Source organism: Pseudomonas antarctica, from assembly GCF_001647715.1.
In the GTDB taxonomy this organism is placed as follows: domain Bacteria; phylum Pseudomonadota; class Gammaproteobacteria; order Pseudomonadales; family Pseudomonadaceae; genus Aquipseudomonas; species Aquipseudomonas antarctica_A.
The window spans coordinates 3,885,880-3,904,289 of record NZ_CP015600.1; the positions used below are offsets into that span (position 1 = coordinate 3,885,880).

The following is an 18,410-nucleotide window of genomic DNA, read 5'->3' on the forward strand; positions in this document are numbered from 1 at the left end:
AATAGCCGAAAACCTTAGTGCGCGGGCTTTAATATATGAAACAACTTCCAGGTGTTCTATGACTGCGATTCCGAGTGGCCTTGATCCGGCCGAAAGCAAGGGCACGGACGGCCCCCAGAAAAAATTCGAAACCGCGCTGTTCACGGCCGTCAACCAACCTGCCTTCGACCCCTCCAAAATCCGTGGCCCGTCGATTCCCCTGCCCTATCAGAATGTGCAGGCACCGGCGAACAACAGCATCACCTACACACCGCTGGGCAGCGACAAGCCGGTCACCCTCAAGCAAAGTGATAACCCGCGTCTCTACCAGACGCTGGTTGACCAGTACGACGCCCAGCAGAGCGATGCGAACCTGGAAAAGAACCTCGCCGCGAGCAAAGCGGCCGGCTACATCGAGGCCGACGCCAGCACCGTGGCGCCAGGCCTGGGCAACTACAAGGCGATCGGCAGCACGACGGAACTGGGCCCCGGGCTGATCCGCTACGAAACCACTTCCGGCGACAGGATTGTGGTCAGCCAGAAAGAAACCCCGGGGCTGTTCGCCCAGGTCAGCGGCGACTCGGCCAAGCTGTTTGCAATCAATGCCAGCCAGGCTGAAGGCTACCGTTTGGCCAGCCCCAACGAGACCCTGGACCCGGCCGCCAACGTCGGCCCTCCCGAAGAAGTCGGGCCCGGCCTGATTCGCTATAACACCGCCTCCGGCGACAAGGTGATCGTGTCCCAGGACATTACTCCCGCGCTCTATGACCAAATGGCCAAGTTGTACGCCGGGACCACCGGCGCGGCGGGTGCTGCAGACACCTCGTGGATCGACAACTCGTCGTTCGGTGTGTCCGGCGCCAGGGACTGGGACACCCTCACCGGCAACACCAGCGGCACGCCCACCAAAGAAGAACTGGACCTGAACCGCCCCCGCGCCGCCGCGCAATTGCTCTCGCAGAATTGGGACGCGTGGGGCCTGCACGGTGCGCCCATCGACTTCGCCAACCCGCCCACCACCTTGCCACCCGAAGCCCAGGCAGTACTCAAGTACGTAGCCAGCAGCCCAAACCTGATGGCGGCGCTGGACAGCGGCGGTCGCGGTAAAGCCGACAATGTCATCACCCACGCCGACGTCGACCACTTCATCAGCAACACCAAGAGCGACATCGGTGCAGCATCGAAAGCCTATGGCACATTCATGGGCAGCCATCCAGGCGACCTGGCCAAAGCCAACGCCAAGTCCGCCGCCATCGTGATGGCTAACGAAAGCCTGGTGGCCAGCTCCGGCACCGCCATGCGCCCGGGCGATCAACAGCGCAGCAACGACGGCATGATTCGCCCCGACAACCTCGAGGCACTGGGCAGCGATTCGGCCCTGAGCAACGAGCTGACGGGTGCCGCCGCCATGTGGTCGAAACCCGGCATGTTCCACGCCCTCGAAACCGGCGGCGACAACCCGGCCACCGGCAAATCAGACGCCGTTGGCACCCGCGACAATATCGGTGCCTGGCTGGAAAAACAGGCGCCGAAAACCGACAGCGACACCCTGACCTTCCTTGACAGCGCCGCCACCCGCGATGCCGTCGCCGGTGTGGACACCTCCAAGCTGACCGCCGACATCCTGGCCAACCCGCAAAACTACACGGGCGCACAGAAAGCCGCGGTGCTGGTGCAACTGAGCGATGCGCAGACGCGCCTGTTGGTCAGCGACTATGTGCCCAACGCAGGCTTGATGGACAAGTACACCTCGCCTCACTACGGCCTGAACCCCAACGAAGACAAGATCAAGGCGCAGCTGCAAAGCGGCATTGAGACCCTGTCGGCGGACCCGGACGTCCAGGCGTTCCTGCAGAACAACCGTGGCCCTGCGCTGAGCGATATCGTCGGCAGCGATCCGACCCTGAAAGTCGCCATGCAAAATTACTTTGCCGATGGCATTGAGTCAGGCAAGAACCTCAACGATAACCTCAACGCCAAGGACCAGAACGGCAAGCAGATCGACATGGGCATGGGCCTGCAAAACGCTGCCAACGACGCGACCATCGCCAACCTGGCGCTGGGCGGCAATGGCCATGTCGACTTGACCAAAGTCGCCGCCAACGCCGGGCAGAGCGACGCGATCCAAAGCTACTACAAGAACGAACTGGTGACCGGCAAAGCCTTCACCGACGCCGTGGCCGCCGGCATGGACCCGACCGTCGCAGCCAGCAGTTTCGCCGCAAGCACCGCGTCGGCCCAGGCGTTCCTCGGTGACAAGGCGACGGCGGATGAGGCGGCGACCTTGCAGGTCAACTTCAACGAAAACCTCAGCGATGCGCTGCTCGGTGGCGCCACCACCGATACGCTTAACGTCACGCTCGGCGATGGCAACGGCAACTTTGACGAAGCCAAAGTCACCGCCGCGATCAACGATGCTCAGCAAAAAGATCCGCAGATGTTCGTGACCTCCGACGGCGGCAAGATTGACCCGGCGCAAGTGGTCTCGATGCTGCGTTCGGTATGGGACATCGGCCGCCAGGGCAACAAGATCGCCGACGCCTTGCCGAAAGCCATCGAAGGCATGAAGTTCGGCGATGTCAGCCCGGCATTCAAACAGGGCCTGCTGCACATCGGCAGTGCAGTGTTGATGAGCGGCGTGCTGATGGCGCGTTCGGCCAGCGGCAGCACCACCCCGGTGGCGGATGCCAACCGCGTGTCGGCCGGCTTGCAATTTGCCGGGCTGTTGCTCGAAGGCGGTACCAAATACGCCAAGGAAGCCGGCTATGGCATCACGTGGGTCAACCGCCCGGACGGCGGCACCCTCGGCGATTTCCCCGGCAAGGTGCCGGTGGGCAAGGGCCCGCTGTCACCGCAGCAGATCGCCAATATCGGCGCGGCGGGCAAGATCATCGGGTCGGCGGGCGGCATCATCGGCGGCGTAATCGGGATTATCGGCGGTGTCGACTCGCTGAAAAAAGGTGATTACCTCACCGGCAGTTTTTCGGTCGCCACCGGTGTACTCGGCACGGGCGCAGCCGTGGCGGGCCTGGTGGAAGCCGGTGCCGGTTTGTATGGCGCCACGGAAATCGGCGCGGTGGCGGGCACCCTCAGCGGCATTCTCGGCGGCGCCACGGCGATTCTCGGCGGTATCGGCAGTGCGTTTTTGCCGTTCGCGCTGGCCGATGCCCACGGCAAGGCGCAAGACGCATTTTACGGGCAGCTGGCACCGGTGCTGCAGCAATACGGCTTGACCGGCGGCCCGACCATGGAGGGCGATTACCCGGCAGACCCGATCCCTGCCATCAACACCTGACCCTTCCCGGCAGCTCGGGGTGAAAAGGAGCCACGCCGAGCTGTGATTCCCACGCATAAAGGTAAAAGACATGACGTATTCGACTCGCAGCCACCTCACCGATGACGCCTCGTTCGAGATCCACTTCGGCCCGTTCCAACTGCTGCCCCAACGTCATCTGCTGCTCAAGCACGGGCAACCCGTGGCGCTGGGCAGCCGCGCCCTGACCCTGCTGATCGCCCTCGCCTCACGGCCTGGGGAACTGCTGGAAAAAAACCGATTGCTCGGTATCGCCTGGCCGAAAACGGTGGTGGAGGAATGCAACCTGCGCACACAGATCAAGACCCTGCGCCGCGCACTCGGCGACGACGAGTCTGTCTACATCGCCACGGCGCCCGGCCAGGGTTACCGCTTTGTCGCCCCCACCTGGGTCCAACGTGCGCACGTCGACGTGGCGAAGGAGCCCGTCGTACTTGGAGTCTATGGCTGCCGACACTGCCGAGGTGCCGGGATGATGCCGCAGTTTGCTCAGATAAGCCTGCAAAACAGCTGATCGGGCCGGCTCATGCCGTGGGAAAAACAGGCCGTTGATGATTCACGCCGGTGGTGACAACCCAAGCCTTTGGGAGCTGGCGGTGAGCGACGGGTGTGTGACGTGATCTGACCTCAATCAATCAGCCACCCAGGTCAACTGTGGGAGCTGGCTTGCCTGCGATGGCGGTGGGTCAGTCAGTCTCGCTGTTACAGATACACCGCCATCGCGGGCAAGCCCGGCTCCCACATTTGGACTGCGGCGGGCGCAGAATTCAGGTCAGACACAAATAAGTGTGGGAGCTGGCTTGCCTGCGATGGTGGTGGGTCAGCCAGCCTGGCTGTTACTGATAAACCGCTATCGCGGGCAAGCCCGGCTCCCACATTTGAACTGCGGCAGACGCAGAATTCTAGTCAGACACAAATAAGTGTGGGAGCTGGCTTGCCTGCGATGGCGGTGGGTCAGTCGGCCTGGCTGTTACTGATACACCGCCATCGCGGGCAAGCCCGGCTCCCACATTTGGACTGCGGCGGGCGCAGAGTTCAGGTCAGACACAAATAAGTGTGGGAGCTGGCTTGCCTGCGATGGCGGTGGGTCAGTCAGCCTGGCTGTTACTGATAAACCGCCATCGCGGGCAAGCCCGGCTCCCACATTTGGACTGCGGCGGGCGCAGAATTCTGGTCAGACACAAATAAGTGTGGGAGCTGGCTTGCCTGCGATGGCGGTGGGTCAGTCAGTCCCGCTGTTACCGATACACCGCCATCGCGGGCAAGCCCAGCTCCCACATTTGAACTGCAGCAGACGCAGAATTCAGGTCAGACACAAATAAGTGTGGGAGCTGGCTTGCCTGTGATGGTGGTGACGGATGGCGGGTGAAGACAGTTGCCACACAGTGTTTAGCTTTGCGCTGTAACGGCGAGTGCACTCAGGTCCAGATGCCCGTCCTTGAGCGGCGGGCACCAGTAGTAGCCCCCGGTCAACGGCGTACTGATGCGATACAAGCCATCCACAATCCCATCCTCCAGCCCACTCATGCGCCGCAATTGCGCTTCAAACGCCTCAAAGGAATGGCCAAACGCAAGGAACATCAGCCCCGCCTGGCCGTTCTCGGCCCACGGCATCGAGCGGCGGACCACGAAGGCTTCCGGGGTGAAGCTCTCCTGGGCGGTGCGCTTGGTGTGGGCGGATTCGGGGGCGTCGTCCAGCTCTTCGTTATCGCCATGGCGGCGGCCGATGATGTGGTCACGCTCCTGGGCCGGCAAGGCGGCGAAGCCATCGAGGTCGTGCTGCCATTGCTGGATAGCGGCGAAGCTGGCACCGCTGTCGGTCATGGCGGCTTCAACGGCGGCATCGTCGTGGGGGTTTTCGGTGCCGTCTTCGTAATCGGTCAAATCGAAACCGGTCTTGTAGCGGAAGCCCTCGGTCATCTGGACCAGGCGAAACGCCGGGGCCAGGGCTTTTTCAAAGGTGCGGCTGCGCAACAGCAGCTCACCGCGATCCACGCCATGCAGCCACACCCACAGCGCCTGCTGAGTGGACGGGTTATGCGCACCCGGGCCGCTGACGGCGGGAAAGGCGCGCAACCCTTCAACCTGAGTGCCCAAAGCGGTTACCAGCGGCTCACCGAAACCAACCACTGCGGCCGAATCCGTCAACTGCACCAGCGCGTCCAACGCAGCGGGCACAGCCTCCAGGGAATCCACGGCAAAAAACAGATGGCGTGCCTGCAATGGCACCGGTGCGGCAAGAATGCCCGGCTGGTACTGACTCATGTGAACTCCTTCAATAAAGGCGCGCAGTTTACTCCGACGAGCGCGGCACACACAGCGGTGCGCACAAGAAAGCGCACAAGCCTTGCCATAGAGCCGGTTGTTGGGCGACTCTCTAGTCATGTTTTGCAACTATTCCAGGGGTAGCAACATGACCACCAGTAACCTGCTCGCCCAGCTGTTTCCCGCCTCCACCGCCGAGATTCCCGAGCAATTTCGCCTTGGGGCGCCCATTGAACAGCGTGATTACCTGGTCGACGGCCAGTTGCAGGTGTGGAACGGTCCGCTGGCCCAGGTGCTCAGCCCGGTGCAACTGGGCGATGAGCGGGTGCATATCGGCAGCACGCCGCTGCTGGATGCCGACACCGCCCTCACCGCCCTGGACGCCGCCGTGCGCGCCTATGACCGTGGCCAAGGTGAATGGCCGACGATGCGTGTGGCTGAACGTATCCAGCATGTGGAAGCGTTTTTGCGCCGCATGCGCGAACAGCGTGATGCGGTGGTCAAGCTGCTGATGTGGGAGATCGGCAAGAACCTCAAGGACTCGCAGAAAGAATTCGACCGCACCTGCGACTACATCACCGACACCATCAACGCCCTCAAGGAACTCGACCGCCGCTCCAGCCGTTTCGAACTGGAACAGGACACCCTCGGGCAAATCCGCCGCGTGCCGCTGGGCGTAGCGCTGTGCATGGGGCCTTATAACTACCCGCTGAACGAGACCTTTACCACGCTGATCCCGGCGTTGATCATGGGCAATACCGTGGTGTTCAAGCCGGCCAAGCTCGGCGTGCTGTTGATTCGCCCATTGCTGGAGGCGTTCCGCGACAGCTTCCCGGCCGGGGTGATCAATGTGATCTACGGCAGTGGTCGCGAAACCGTCAGCGCGCTGATGGCCAGCGGCAAGATCGATATCTTTGCGTTTATCGGCACCAACAAGGCCGCCAGCGATTTGAAAAAACTGCACCCCAAACCGCACCGCTTGCGCGCGGCATTGGGCCTGGATGCGAAAAACCCCGGCATCGTATTGCCAGAGGTCGACCTGGACAATGCGGTCAATGAGGCGGTCACCGGCTCTTTGTCGTTCAACGGCCAGCGCTGCACCGCGTTGAAAATCCTGTTTGTGCATGAAGATGTGGTCGATAGCTTCATTGAGAAATTCAACGCCAAGCTTGCGACGCTAAAGCCTGGCATGCCGTGGGAAGACGGCGTTTCACTGACCCCACTGCCGGAAGTGGGCAAGGTCGACTACCTCAACGCACTGGTGGCCGATGCGGCGCAGCACGGCGCCAAGGTGATGAATGCCAATGGCGGCGCCAGTCGCGGTTCGTTCTTCTACCCGGCAGTGCTGTACCCGGTGAACCCGCAGATGCGCGTGTACCACGAGGAACAATTCGGCCCGGTGGTGCCGATCGTGCCTTACCGTGACCTGGAGACGGTGATCGACTACGTACTGGACTCGGACTTCGGTCAGCAACTGAGTATTTTCGGCACCAACGCGGTAGCAGTCGGGCGGCTGGTGGACACCTTTGCCAACCAGGTCGGTCGTATCAATATCAACGCCCAGTGCCAGCGCGGGCCGGACACCTTCCCGTTCAATGGGCGCAAGAACTCGGCCGAAGGCACGTTGTCTGTGCATGACGCGCTGCGCGTGTTCTCGATCCGCACGCTGGTAGCGACCAAGTTTCAGGAGAGCAACAAGGCGCTGGTCAGCGATATTTTGCGCAACCGTGACTCAAGTTTCTTGACCACTGACTATATTTTCTAAAGGCACCTCGGTTCCTTGGTGAAAGCAGTCCAGTGTGGGAGCTGGCTTGCCTGCGATGCCGGCACCTCGGTCGTTACGTCTGACCGCGGTGATGCTATCGCAGGCAAGCCAGCTCCCACACAAGCCTGGCTTCCATAATTGACCGCGTTCGCCCTGACTACTAAGGCCACTTTAATACCGATGAACCTGCATTTGCCCGTGTTCGCTCGGCGCTTGTTGCGCCCCTTGCTGGACCCGTACCGTCGCTATCGCCATGCCAAGCTGATTCACGCGGTACGCGTGTCCATCGGCTTGCTGGCGACGATCCTCCTTACCACCGGCATCAACCTGCCCCACGGTGAATGGGCCTCGGTGACCATGCTGATCGTCATCGGCGGCTTGCAGCACCACGGCAATATCGGCAAAAAAGCCGTGGAGCGCGCCTACGGCACCTTGATCGGCGCCAGCGTGGGCTTGCTGCTGGTGGTGCAACAGGCGTATTTCGGCCAACCGCTGTTGACCTATTTGTTGATGTCGGTGGTGTGCGGGTTCTTTTCCTACCACGCCATCGGTAAGGGCGGTTACATCGCGCTGCTGTCGGCGATCACGGTGTTTATCGTCGCCGGCCACGGGGACAATCCAATCTCGGATGGCCTGTGGCGCACCGTCGATATCCTGATCGGCATTGTGCTGGCCCTGGCGTTTTCGTTCGCCCTGCCGCTGTACGCCGTGTACTCGTGGCGCTACAACCTGGCCAGTGCGTTACGCGACTGCGCCCAGATTTACAGCCGGATCATCAGCGGCCAGTCGGTCACCGATGATGAACACCTCAAACTGCTCAACCGCCTGAATGCGGCGATGCTGCAACTGCGCTCGTTGATGCCCTCGGTGTCCAAGGAAGTCCGGATCTCCATGACCGAGCTGGACGCGATCCAGCGGCATTTGCGCATGTGCATCAGCACCCTGGAAATTCTTGGCAATACCCGGCCCGACCCTCGGGATGAGCAGGCGATGGCACGCATGCAGGTGATGCTGAAAGCCGAACACCGACAGATACGCGTGCAGCTGGTGGGGATGGCGCGGGCGTTGAAGTCCGGGTTCACCGAACGGCTTGATCGGCCGGCCACGCAGGTGCCGGATGAAAGCGTACTGGAGGCGCCGGTGCAGAGTGCGTTGGATGGGTATCGGTTGTTGACGTTGCAGTTGGCGGGAAATGTCGACGTGATGCGTCAGAGGTTGGCCAGGACGGCTAGCCATTGGAAGATTTGAGTGGTTGATAAAAAAGGGACAGTCTACGGTTAAGTAGAGCTGTCCCCTCATTAACACTCAGCCATGATTAGGTTAAACGTTTCAACTCTACGAACTGTATATGAAAGTCGTTGCCATTTGACCCGGCTTGACGATTGATAACCGCAACACTCGCAGCACTGTTTGCCGGCACCGTAAATTCAGCTTTTATATACGTCCAATTACGGGCAGGAACGGTAGTGTTTGCAATAACCACCCTGCCACCGACTTCTACCGAAATAATAGGCTGCAGGGTTCCCGCAGGGCTAGTGTTAAAGACCGGAACAGTAATGCGATAACGGAAAGCAGTGTTGAAATTTAACGTTTGGGTAATCAATGCGCCCGCTGGCGTGCCAGCTGGCGTACCGAAGAACAAGCCCATACCACCTCGCACCGGGGCTTTGGCAGCAGGTCCAAATGCCCACCCACCATTACTCGAAGCAAAGTCTGTAAAACGGTATAGCCATGAATCATTAACACCGTATTCAACCACTGGGAATACAACGGCCCGCGACGCGTCCGTACTGCCATCATATGACACTCTGACTTCAACTTGAAACTTGGAGCCCAACGTCAGCGAAGTCAATATTGCACGCCGCACAGCCTTATTCACCAAGCCATTCGTCGCATCTAGAGAATCAATCAAATAAGCAGTTAGCACCGCCTGGACTTTACCACTCCCAATAATATCTACCCACACCCGTTGCCCTTGCTTAATCAAGGGCCACTTGCCCACGTCCACCCGACTATTGACAAACGTATTCAAGTCGACAGTACTTCCATTGGCCTGATTATTAATCGTTGCCTTCGGAAGACTGGCAGCCGCAATCGTGTCGACCATTACCGTTTGAACATTAGACGGCGTAGTTTCATCACCGCGCAGCATCGAGTAACTCAACTGCACCCGGCTATTGACACTGTTATGCAGCACTTGAGCCGCGGTCAGGTCAAACACCACCGAGCCACTCGTCTGGCCTTTAAGTGTTGCTTGATAGTTAGTGCCATCCTCAAAAATCCAACTCAGCGTGATGGTATCCGTCGCCAGCATCCCTGGGTATTTAACCGTCACACCGGTGTCGTTTTGAATGGTCACCGGGTCAACCGTGACCTCTTGCGTGGTACCTGAGGCACCGTTAAGGGTTGGATAAGGCAGCACCGCCGGCAGTTGCTGGATTACATAGTTGGCCACGCCAAACAGGGTCGCCGTTTGCCTACTGGGGATTGCCGGGAAACTCACCCAAAACTTCATTTCAAAGATCGAGCCGTCCTTGAGCAAGCGAGCTTTATCCAGCGGGAATGGCAGAGAAACTCCCTTGATGAGGTCGCCTGCGACGACCTTGTTGGCGGTGTAAAGTTTCTCGGTGTACGGCGTCCCATCATCAAAAGTGCCGGTGCACGTCAGCCACATCAGTTGGTCTTCACGCATGAAATCCCACACGGCAATATCGATGCGAGGCTCTTCACCCACCAGGCTAACCGGCAGCACCGTGGTGTTTTCAAACCCGCGAATGCGCGGTGTCGGCAGCACCGCAAGAGGCAGCAACCGCACGGACAAGGTCTCGAACGTGTAGGTGAATTGCCCGCGCCGAACCTCGCAATCCACGCTGACGTTGTTGCCGTCTCGACGCAAGCCCTTGGCAATGACATAGGCCGGGATGGGCACATCGACGCTGTTGGTCTTCGGATCGCCTGGCACTACGTCTTCAAATTGGCTGACGTCATATTGGCCGAGCCATTTGTACGCAATTTGATCACCGGCCTGCATCGACTTGTAGCTGATGCGCAAGGTGGCACCGTTGATGACCTTCTTCGGCTGAATCGTTCCCAGAGCCTGATCAGCCTCAAGAATTTTCAGTAATCCCAGTTCTACCGGCAGGCCAACGGTGAGGTCAAGCACCTGGGAGCGAAAGACCTGCTGAGGTTGGCCCGGACGCACCACGGTGTAGCTGACAGAGATGCTGGCGTTGATATTGTTGTCCACGACTTTACGGTCAACCGGAAAAAACACAGACGGCAAGACGTGCCCTGCATACGCCTGGTTAATCTTGATGGTGCCGCTGGCAGAGCCCTGCACGCCCCTGCCGATCACACTCCAATACAGCAGATCGCCCACGACCGTGCCTGAATAGGGAAACAACAGCTGAATCTCAGGATCTACCACGTCGGCAGGGTCGATATTATTACCACGGGAGCCCTGAACAATCGGCGCATCCAGCACGGCCACACGATCACCCAACTGGACTTCCAGCTTCGATGATTCGTGGACCGACGCTGAAGTACCTTCGCCGTCGTCGGTGATGTAGTAAATCTGGAAGGCACCTTGGCCCTCAAAGTCTTTCAGAGTCTCTTTGGACACACGCCGGGTGCCGCCCTGAACGCCTGCCGGTTGCAACTGGGTATAGTGCGTTCTGCCGTCACTGGTTTCGATCACCAGAGTTTCCAGCAGGCTTTCACCATGGGGCTGGTAGGTAGGAATTGTTACGGTGATGTCGGTATCCAGCGGGATAAGGCCCGCTTCAATCGGGCTGACCGTCACCGCCGGCATCGATACCGGCAGGCCCCCCACGCTGATCGAGTTACTGCCTGATGTCCCCAGCAGCACCCCAGCGGAGGTATACGACTCGAACGCTACCTGGAACCGCCCGTTTGCCAGCCCGGTGAAGAGGTCGTAGCTGAGCGTGATCGTCTCGATACCCAGATTCCTGTCGGTAACAGGATTCAATCGTACAGTCTGGCTTCGACCTTTGTCCGGGAAAAGCGTCAAAACGACCGTGACCTGATTCGGGGGGTTGGGTTTCGGCGACTTGCGGGGCGGCGCAACCAACACCTCTAACGTGGACTGGCTATTGAGGTCGAGATCCAGTTCATCAAACTCCTCGCCATCTACCAGAAAAATTGGGATTGGGAGGGCGGCGCTCAGTTCCGAGATCAGTTTGTAGCGCTTGGAATGCACCCATTCACCTTCAGGGATGTTCCCTACCAGGTCTCTAACCGTAAATACGACCTCTATCACGCCATTCTGACTGCCTTGGGCGATGACTTGCGGGCTGATAAACACCCGGATCGGCCCAGGCCCTGCGGCCTCTTCGGGGCTAACAATATGCTCGACGGAGATTCCGTCATATTTGACGGTAATGGTGTCGTTTTTGCGAATATACAGATACTTGGAAATCAAGCACCAGATTCCGTCTGCAGTATTGTCCTTGTTAAGGGACGAGCCACTGGGCAGGCCTTCAATCGACATATTCAACCCACTGTGCCACTTCTTGGCGACCTCACGATCTCGACCACCAGGGTTAGTGGTTTTGATCAGGATGGTCTGCGTGATCGAGCGGCTCTCCTGCAAGCTATCGGCGCGCACAACCCGACCGAACATCTCGACTTCGCCCTCCGGCAACTCGTTGACCGTCAGGTAGTAAGCGTTCGAGGTAATGTCTTTGACGACGTCCGAAGCGGCGAAGATGTCCGGGTCATGAATGTAGATGGAGTAATTGTCAGCGAAGCCAAGTGCGGGCCATGCCCTAAAGGAGAACCTGGCGGGAAATGCATGACGGATACCCATGCCCCAAACGGCGGTTTCGGGGTATTTTGGGGGGGTATCGGTGACCTTGGGATCGAACTGGACAGCAGGAAAATACGAAATGGGCGGATCAAGATCGTAGTCAATATTATCAGCGGGTTGGCTGGCCATTTTTATCACCTTGCTCAGTTAATGCGCCATAAATCGCGCGGGGCAAGGCAGATCAAGCGCCTGAGGACCTATTGGAGTCTAGCTGTCAGAAATGACAGTGGCGACGAACGGTATGGCTTAAAGGAAAAATCCGACAGACAAAAAGGGGATTATAGATCTCTCGCCACCCAGTCTTTTTCTTACATATTTTTCACGCTTTATTCACATCCGAAGCCGTAGGGTGAAGCCTCATCCGTTACAAACGTTGCACATCAAGCCCGCCGCCCCAGCGGGCTTTTTTTGCCTGGGATTTGAGCGTTAACGCACGGCCTTGCTGGCAGGCGCGACCGCTTGCTCACGAATGGCTCGCTGGGTATCCAGCACCTTGGCCAACGCGGTTTCAGCTTCGGGGCTTTGCTGCGGTACACGAATCGCGGCCGACACCAAAGTGATCAACTTGGCCATCACTTCAGCATCTGTGGCTGGCCGGCCCAGGCTCATGGAATTCATCAGTAGGCGCAGTTCCGTCCCCGCCATCACCCCGGAAATGGCCTTGAGGGCAAATTGCAGGCGCACGCCCAGCTCGTTGCGTGGCAGATCCGGCAGCGCCAGGGCGAACGCTTCGAAGAAGCGTTGGAACACCGGCTGGTAATGCACCTTGAGGTATTCCTGGATAAACGGCGACGTGTCGCTGTAGACCCGCCCCAGGAAACGAATGAACGACCGCCCTTCCCCGCTGGCCGGGTCACTGCGCTCCAGGCCCATGGCCGGGGCAAACAGCACCCCAAGCAAGGTGTCGCAATCGAGCGGGCCGCTGGCTTCGGCTTCGCAGCGCGCGAGCAATTCCAGGCGTTGCTCGTTGAGCGGCTCCAGGCGCTGCATCAGCAGGGTTTTCATCAGGGAATCCTTGTCCCCGAAGTGATAGTTGACGGCGGCCAGGTTCACCTGCGCGCGCTCGGTAATCTGCCGCAGCAGAACGGCGTCATAGCCGTATTTGATGAAAAGCGCCTCTGTCGCATCCAGCAGTCGAGTCTTGGTAACGTTTGGAGCGCTGAGTTTCTTCGCGACCATAGGAGTTCCACGGGGGAAATATTGTTTTAAAAAATAATTTGATTTTTTATACCGGGGCGGCCTTTCGAAAGCAAGCAGTGACACGCCTTATCCCTATAAAAGCCTGTATAACCGGGCTTTCTGAAGATAGCCGAAGGCACTCGTGACCGCCTGAACCGAGCCACAGAAAAAGCGTTTCAAAGGATGAAACCGCTCTACATCCATCGCTGGCGAAGCGGATTGAACGCGGTTACTATTCAAACAACATTCAAACAATATTTTAAAAACAAGAAACAAAACCAGTCCGTGACGCGTACCAGGCAGCTCCCGAACTTGTTACAAGGATTTACCGGGGGCATGACGGCACCGTCGAGACTGCAGGCGTAGTCATGATGACAGATACCCCCGCGCACCCAGGCTTGATCTCCCTGCAAGGCATCGGCAAAAGCTATCAGCTCGCCGGGCAACACCTGTCCATTCTCAATGATGTGTGCCTGTCCATCGCCAGCGGCGACAGCTGCGGCATACTCGGTGCCTCCGGTTCCGGCAAAAGCACCCTGCTCAACATCCTCGGCCTGCTGGACCTGCCCAATTGCGGCCGGTATCACTTTGCCGGTCACGATATTTTCAGCGCGACGCCCGATGAACTGGCCGCGATCCGCAACCAGCAGATCGGTTTTGTATTCCAGAGCTTCAACCTGCTGCCGCGCCTCAGTGCGCTGGACAACGTCGCCCTGCCCCTCAGTTACCGCGGCGTGTCGCGCCATGAATCAGTGGAGCAGGCACTGCGCATGCTCGAGCAAGTCGGCCTGGCCGAACGTGCGCATCACCGCCCGGCCGACCTCTCCGGTGGCCAGCGCCAGCGCGTGGCAATTGCTCGCGCCCTGGTTGGCAAGCCGTCGGTGATCCTCGCCGACGAACCCACCGGCAACCTCGACAGCACCACCGCCCAGGAGATCATGGACGTGCTCCTGGCCCTCAACCGCGAGCAGCAGGTGACGCTGATCATCGTCACCCATGACCCGCATATCGCCGAGCGCCTGGAACGCAAGATTCTGGTACGCAATGGCGTGGTGCATGAGGCCGAGCGCCTATGAGCCTGCGGGTAGAGAGCAGCCTGCGGGTCGAACAGAGCCTCAGCCAACTGCTGCATGAAGCGTTCGTCAGCCTGCGCACCCTGGGCAAACGCTCAATCCTGGCGCTGCTGGGCATCGTGATCGGCAGTTCATCGGTGGTGGCGTTGATCAATATCGGCCACAACGCGGCGGTGGATGCCGCGATGATTTTCAAGGACATGGGCACCGACACCCTCGTCGCCCAGTTCCCGCCCAAAGGCAACAGCAATGCACCGATGCGCGCCAGCCTTGACCTTGAAGCCGTGCGCCAATCGGTGCCGGGCATCGCCCATATCGGCGCGCTCAGTGTGTTCGGCGGACCCATCGTGTTCCACGGCCGCACGATCAGCGCCAACTTTGTCGGCACCACGCCGGACATCAAGGACGCCATGCGCCTGGCGGTACGTGAGGGGCGTTTTCTGTCCGGCTTCGACGCCGGCGAAACCTACGGCGTGGTCGGCGACCAGATCGCCCAGGCCCTGAGTAAACCGGGCGACCCGCTGAAGCTGGGCGACCGCGTGCGCATCAACGATTACCTGTTCCTGGTGGTGGGCATCCTGCACAACCAACCCCGGGCCATGCTGATGCCGGTGCAAGCCAACGAATCCCTGTTCATCCCCGCCGAAGGCATGCGCCGCATCTACCCGACCCCGCAAATCAGTAACGTGATTATCCGCGCCACCCCCGGGCAGGATATGGAACGCATCGCGCGCGACGCCGCCGTCGCACTGAAAAGCCAGCTCACCGACCACGATGTCGACATCCAGGTGCCCCAACAAATGATCGATGGCATGACCCGGCAAAGCCGCACGTTCGCCTACTTGTTGCTGGCCCTGGGCGCCATCTCCCTGGTAGGCGGCGGTGTCGGGGTGATGAACGTGATGCTGATGAATGTCTCGGAGCGTCGCCGTGAAATCGGCATTCGCATGGCCCTGGGTGCGCGCCAACGCGATATCCGCAACCTGTTCCTGCTGGAGGCCGTCACCCTGACGGCCGTCGGCGCATTATGCGGCGCGGTGCTGGGCATGACTGCCGCCTGGCTCTACGCCTGGCTGTCGGGCTGGCAGTTTGCGCTGGCTGCCGCCGCCCTGCCGCTGGGGGTCGGCAGCACGCTGCTGGTGGGCTTGTTCTTTGGCATCTACCCGGCGGTCTCGGCCTCGCGGCTGCAGCCGGTGGAGGCCTTGCGTGATGAATAAATGGCTAGGCCTGCTCGTGCTGGTGAGCCTGCCGGGCATGGCCGCCGACGTGGTCATCAACCCGTCCGCCCCCAGCACCACCCGCAGTGGTTACGATCGAAGCGTGTCGCTGAACGCGCAGGTCACCACGATGACCCTGGGCGATGCGGTGTACCTGGGCTTGCGCAACAACCCGGCGATCCGCAGTGCCTACCTGCAACGGGTGGCGCAGAAGTTCGACCTGCGGGTGGCCGAAGATACGTTCAACCCCAAGCTCACCCTCAACAGTTATTACCGCCAAAGTCGCGGCTCCATCGATAATTCGCGCAACGCCAACCTGGCTCCGAATGCAACCTTGCTCGGCGAGTACGGCACCCGGCTGAGCATGGCCTGGACCCAACAACTGAACACCGCCGACCGCGCTGGCCGCTACCGCAGCGATGGCCTGGACCTGGCGCTCATCCAGCCGCTGATGCGCGGCGCAGGTTGGGACGCCACCACCGCGCCGCTGCGCCTGTCGCGCCTGTCGGAGCAGGCCAACCGTCTGAACCTCAAGGCCACCGTGGCGCAGACCATCAGCCAGATCATCGCCACTTACCGTGAATTGCTGCGCGCCCAGGAGCAGTTGAGCATCGTCCAGGATGCCCTGAAACGTTCCAACACCCTGCTGGATGTGAACAAGGCGCTGATCAGCGCGGGGCGCATGGCCGAGTTCGAAATCGTGCAGACCGAAGCCGATATCGCGACTCAGCAACTCGGTGTGGAAGAAGCCCGCAACCAGCTGGACACCAGCCGCCTGGCCTTATTGCGCCTGCTGGCCTTGGACCTGTCGACGCCGATCCGCGCCAGTGAGGCCCTGGAAGCCAAGCCAATGATCATCGACAAGCGCCAGGCCTTCAACCTCGCGCAAACCCAGCAGCCGGAGTACCTCGCCGCCCTGCTCGGTAGCCAGCAGGCCGACCTCAACCTGGTCATCGCCAAGGATTCCGGACGCTGGCAAGTGGACCTGGTGGCCGGGGCCAACCAGGTACGCGATGCCTACAGCAACAGCAACATCGACAATGGCAACAGCAATAACCGCACATGGAACAGCTACGCCGGTGTTCAGGTGCAGATCCCGATCGGCGACATCAGCACGCGCCAGGCCGAGGTGCGAGCACGGGTGAATGTGGAGGATCAGGAGATCCGCATCACCGATGCGCGCCAGGAACTGGAGCGCAACGTCAACGACGTGGTGCGTGACCTTGGCACCCGCTGGCGCCAATATGAAATCTCCCAGCGTGCCGTGGAATTGTCACGACGCAAGATCGAGATCGAGCGGGAAAAACTCAGCGCCGGGCGCTCCACCAACTTCCAGGTGCTGAGTTTCGAGGCCGACCTGCGCAATGCCGAGAACGCGCAGCTCAACGCGCTGATCGCTTATTTGAACGCCCAGACCCAGTTCGACCTGACACTGGGCATGACCCTGGAAAGTTGGGAAATCGCCCTCAATGACCACTAATAAAAAACGCCTGCTGGGCGCTACGTTGATCGTGCTGCTGACAGGCGCCGGCGTGACCGCGCTCAGCCACCGCAGCGATGCCGGGCAGACGAACACAGCCGAACAATGGCTGGCCGTGAAGCCTGACTCGCTGGTGCATCAGATTGGTCTGGTGGGCAAGATCGAACCCGACACCACCCTCACCCTTACCGCGCCGTTCGACGGCAACGTGCTGGCCAACCTGGTGGAACAGGGCCAACGGGTCGAAGCCGGCCAAGTGCTGCTGCGCATGGACCCGGCCACCCTTGAAGTGCAGCTGCGCGATGCCTTGTCCGCCCAGCTCAAGGCCCGGCGCACCGTGCAAGAGATGCAGGACTGGGACAGCAGCCCCGCCGTCAGCCGCGCGCGTCGCAGCCTGCGCACCGCCGAAATGACCGCCGGTAACACCCAGCGCAAACTCACCGAGAGTGAAAACCTGTTCAAGCGCGGCATCATCCCGCGCAACGAACTGGATGACCTCAAGCAACAGACCCAACAGCAGCAACTGGACCTCGCCTCTGCACGCAGCGATTTGCAGCAGGCACAGGCTCAGGGCCAGGGCGAATACAGGCAAATCGCTGATATGGAACTGACCAACGCCACGGTGAAGTACGACGCGCTGCACACGTTGCTCGATGGCAAGGAGGTCAAGGCGCCTTTCTCCGGCATCGTGGTGCCCGCCCCCGGCAATAATAATTCACCTCAAAGTGGCGGTAATAACAACGCGCCGGTCCAGGCCGGCAGCAAGGTGAGCCAGGGGCAGGTGCTGTTCGGCCTGGCCAACATCGAGCGGCTGAAAATTGTCGCCAGGGTGTCGGAGTTGGACATCAACCAATTGCACCAGGGCCAGGCGGTAGAGGTGATGGGCGATGGGTTCGACGGTGAGCGGCTGACCGGGTCCGTCAGTGTGGTCAGCGGCCTGGCGATTGCCAGCGATAGCCAGGGCAGCGCGCAGTTTCCGGTGACATTGTCGATTCCCAAGCTCACCGCCCAGCAGTTGCAGCGGGTGCGGCTGGGGATGAGCGCACGCTTGACCATTGTGACTTACAACAATGAGCAGGCGATCGTGGTGCCGAGCCACGCCATTAACCGCGATGACATGACCGTGGAGTATCGCGCGGCGATGGATAAGCCGGTGGAGCGGGTGAAGGTGACGACCGGGCAGTCGACCGCCCAAGGCGTTGAAGTGTTTGGGCTCAAGCCTGGGTTCGTAAAAGCAGGAAGTTGAACACCTCCTCAAGATCAGTGGAGATCAAAAATGTGGGAGCTGGCTTGCCTGCGATGGCGGTGTAT

Annotated in this window: 11 protein-coding genes; 8 read left to right on the plus strand and 3 right to left on the minus strand. The window is 60.1% G+C overall.

Annotated features, from left to right (window positions below; all coding sequences use genetic code 11):
- Nucleotides 1-58 precede the first annotated feature (58 nt).
- Both A7J50_RS17415 and A7J50_RS17420 read left to right on the plus strand, forming a co-directional pair.
- On the plus strand, nucleotides 59-3,274 hold the full coding sequence (locus A7J50_RS17415; RefSeq protein ID WP_064452930.1) for a type III effector HrpK domain-containing protein: 3,216 nt from the start codon (nucleotides 59-61) through the stop codon (nucleotides 3,272-3,274).
- A 70-nt stretch (nucleotides 3,275-3,344) separates the two neighbouring features.
- Complete coding sequence (locus A7J50_RS17420; protein ID WP_064452931.1) at nucleotides 3,345-3,806, plus strand: winged helix-turn-helix domain-containing protein; 462 nt, start codon at nucleotides 3,345-3,347, stop codon at nucleotides 3,804-3,806.
- 875 nt (nucleotides 3,807-4,681) lie between these two features.
- Here A7J50_RS17420 and A7J50_RS17425 read toward each other — a convergent pair.
- Complete coding sequence (locus A7J50_RS17425; RefSeq protein ID WP_064452932.1) at nucleotides 4,682-5,557, minus strand: Dyp-type peroxidase; 876 nt, start codon at nucleotides 5,555-5,557, stop codon at nucleotides 4,682-4,684.
- A gap of 148 nt (nucleotides 5,558-5,705) precedes the next feature.
- Here A7J50_RS17425 and A7J50_RS17430 point away from each other — a divergent pair, with 148 nt between their 5' ends.
- On the plus strand, nucleotides 5,706-7,322 hold the full coding sequence (locus tag A7J50_RS17430; protein ID WP_064452933.1) for an NADP-dependent glyceraldehyde-3-phosphate dehydrogenase: 1,617 nt from the start codon (nucleotides 5,706-5,708) through the stop codon (nucleotides 7,320-7,322).
- A 186-nt stretch (nucleotides 7,323-7,508) separates the two neighbouring features.
- Nucleotides 7,509-8,570, plus strand: a complete 1,062-nt coding sequence (locus A7J50_RS17435; RefSeq protein WP_064454963.1) for an FUSC family protein — start codon at nucleotides 7,509-7,511, stop codon at nucleotides 8,568-8,570.
- 67 nt (nucleotides 8,571-8,637) lie between these two features.
- Here A7J50_RS17435 and A7J50_RS17440 read toward each other — a convergent pair whose 3' ends face one another.
- On the minus strand, nucleotides 8,638-12,279 hold the full coding sequence (locus A7J50_RS17440) for a hypothetical protein (protein ID WP_064452934.1): 3,642 nt from the start codon (nucleotides 12,277-12,279) through the stop codon (nucleotides 8,638-8,640).
- A 297-nt stretch (nucleotides 12,280-12,576) separates the two neighbouring features.
- Nucleotides 12,577-13,329 (minus strand): TetR/AcrR family transcriptional regulator, encoded by a 753-nt coding sequence (locus tag A7J50_RS17445; protein ID WP_064452935.1) that lies wholly within the window; start codon nucleotides 13,327-13,329, stop codon nucleotides 12,577-12,579.
- A gap of 368 nt (nucleotides 13,330-13,697) precedes the next feature.
- Here A7J50_RS17445 and A7J50_RS17450 point away from each other — a divergent pair, with 368 nt between their 5' ends.
- From A7J50_RS17450 to A7J50_RS17465, 4 genes are read left to right on the plus strand one after another with little or no spacing between them, the layout of a single operon-like run.
- Nucleotides 13,698-14,405, plus strand: coding sequence for an ABC transporter ATP-binding protein (locus A7J50_RS17450; protein WP_064452936.1), 708 nt, complete (start codon nucleotides 13,698-13,700; stop codon nucleotides 14,403-14,405).
- Nucleotides 14,402-15,619, plus strand: a complete 1,218-nt coding sequence (locus tag A7J50_RS17455) for an ABC transporter permease (RefSeq protein ID WP_064452937.1) — start codon at nucleotides 14,402-14,404, stop codon at nucleotides 15,617-15,619. Before A7J50_RS17450 ends, A7J50_RS17455 begins: the two co-directional genes overlap by 4 nt.
- Nucleotides 15,612-17,099 carry a TolC family protein gene (locus tag A7J50_RS17460; protein WP_064452938.1) on the plus strand — a complete coding sequence of 496 codons (1,488 nt, stop codon included), beginning with the start codon at nucleotides 15,612-15,614 and terminating at the stop codon, nucleotides 17,097-17,099. Before A7J50_RS17455 ends, A7J50_RS17460 begins: the two co-directional genes overlap by 8 nt.
- Nucleotides 17,089-18,345 (plus strand): efflux RND transporter periplasmic adaptor subunit, encoded by a 1,257-nt coding sequence (locus A7J50_RS17465; RefSeq protein WP_064452939.1) that lies wholly within the window; start codon nucleotides 17,089-17,091, stop codon nucleotides 18,343-18,345. Before A7J50_RS17460 ends, A7J50_RS17465 begins: the two co-directional genes overlap by 11 nt.
- The last annotated feature ends 65 nt before the right edge of the window (nucleotides 18,346-18,410 follow it).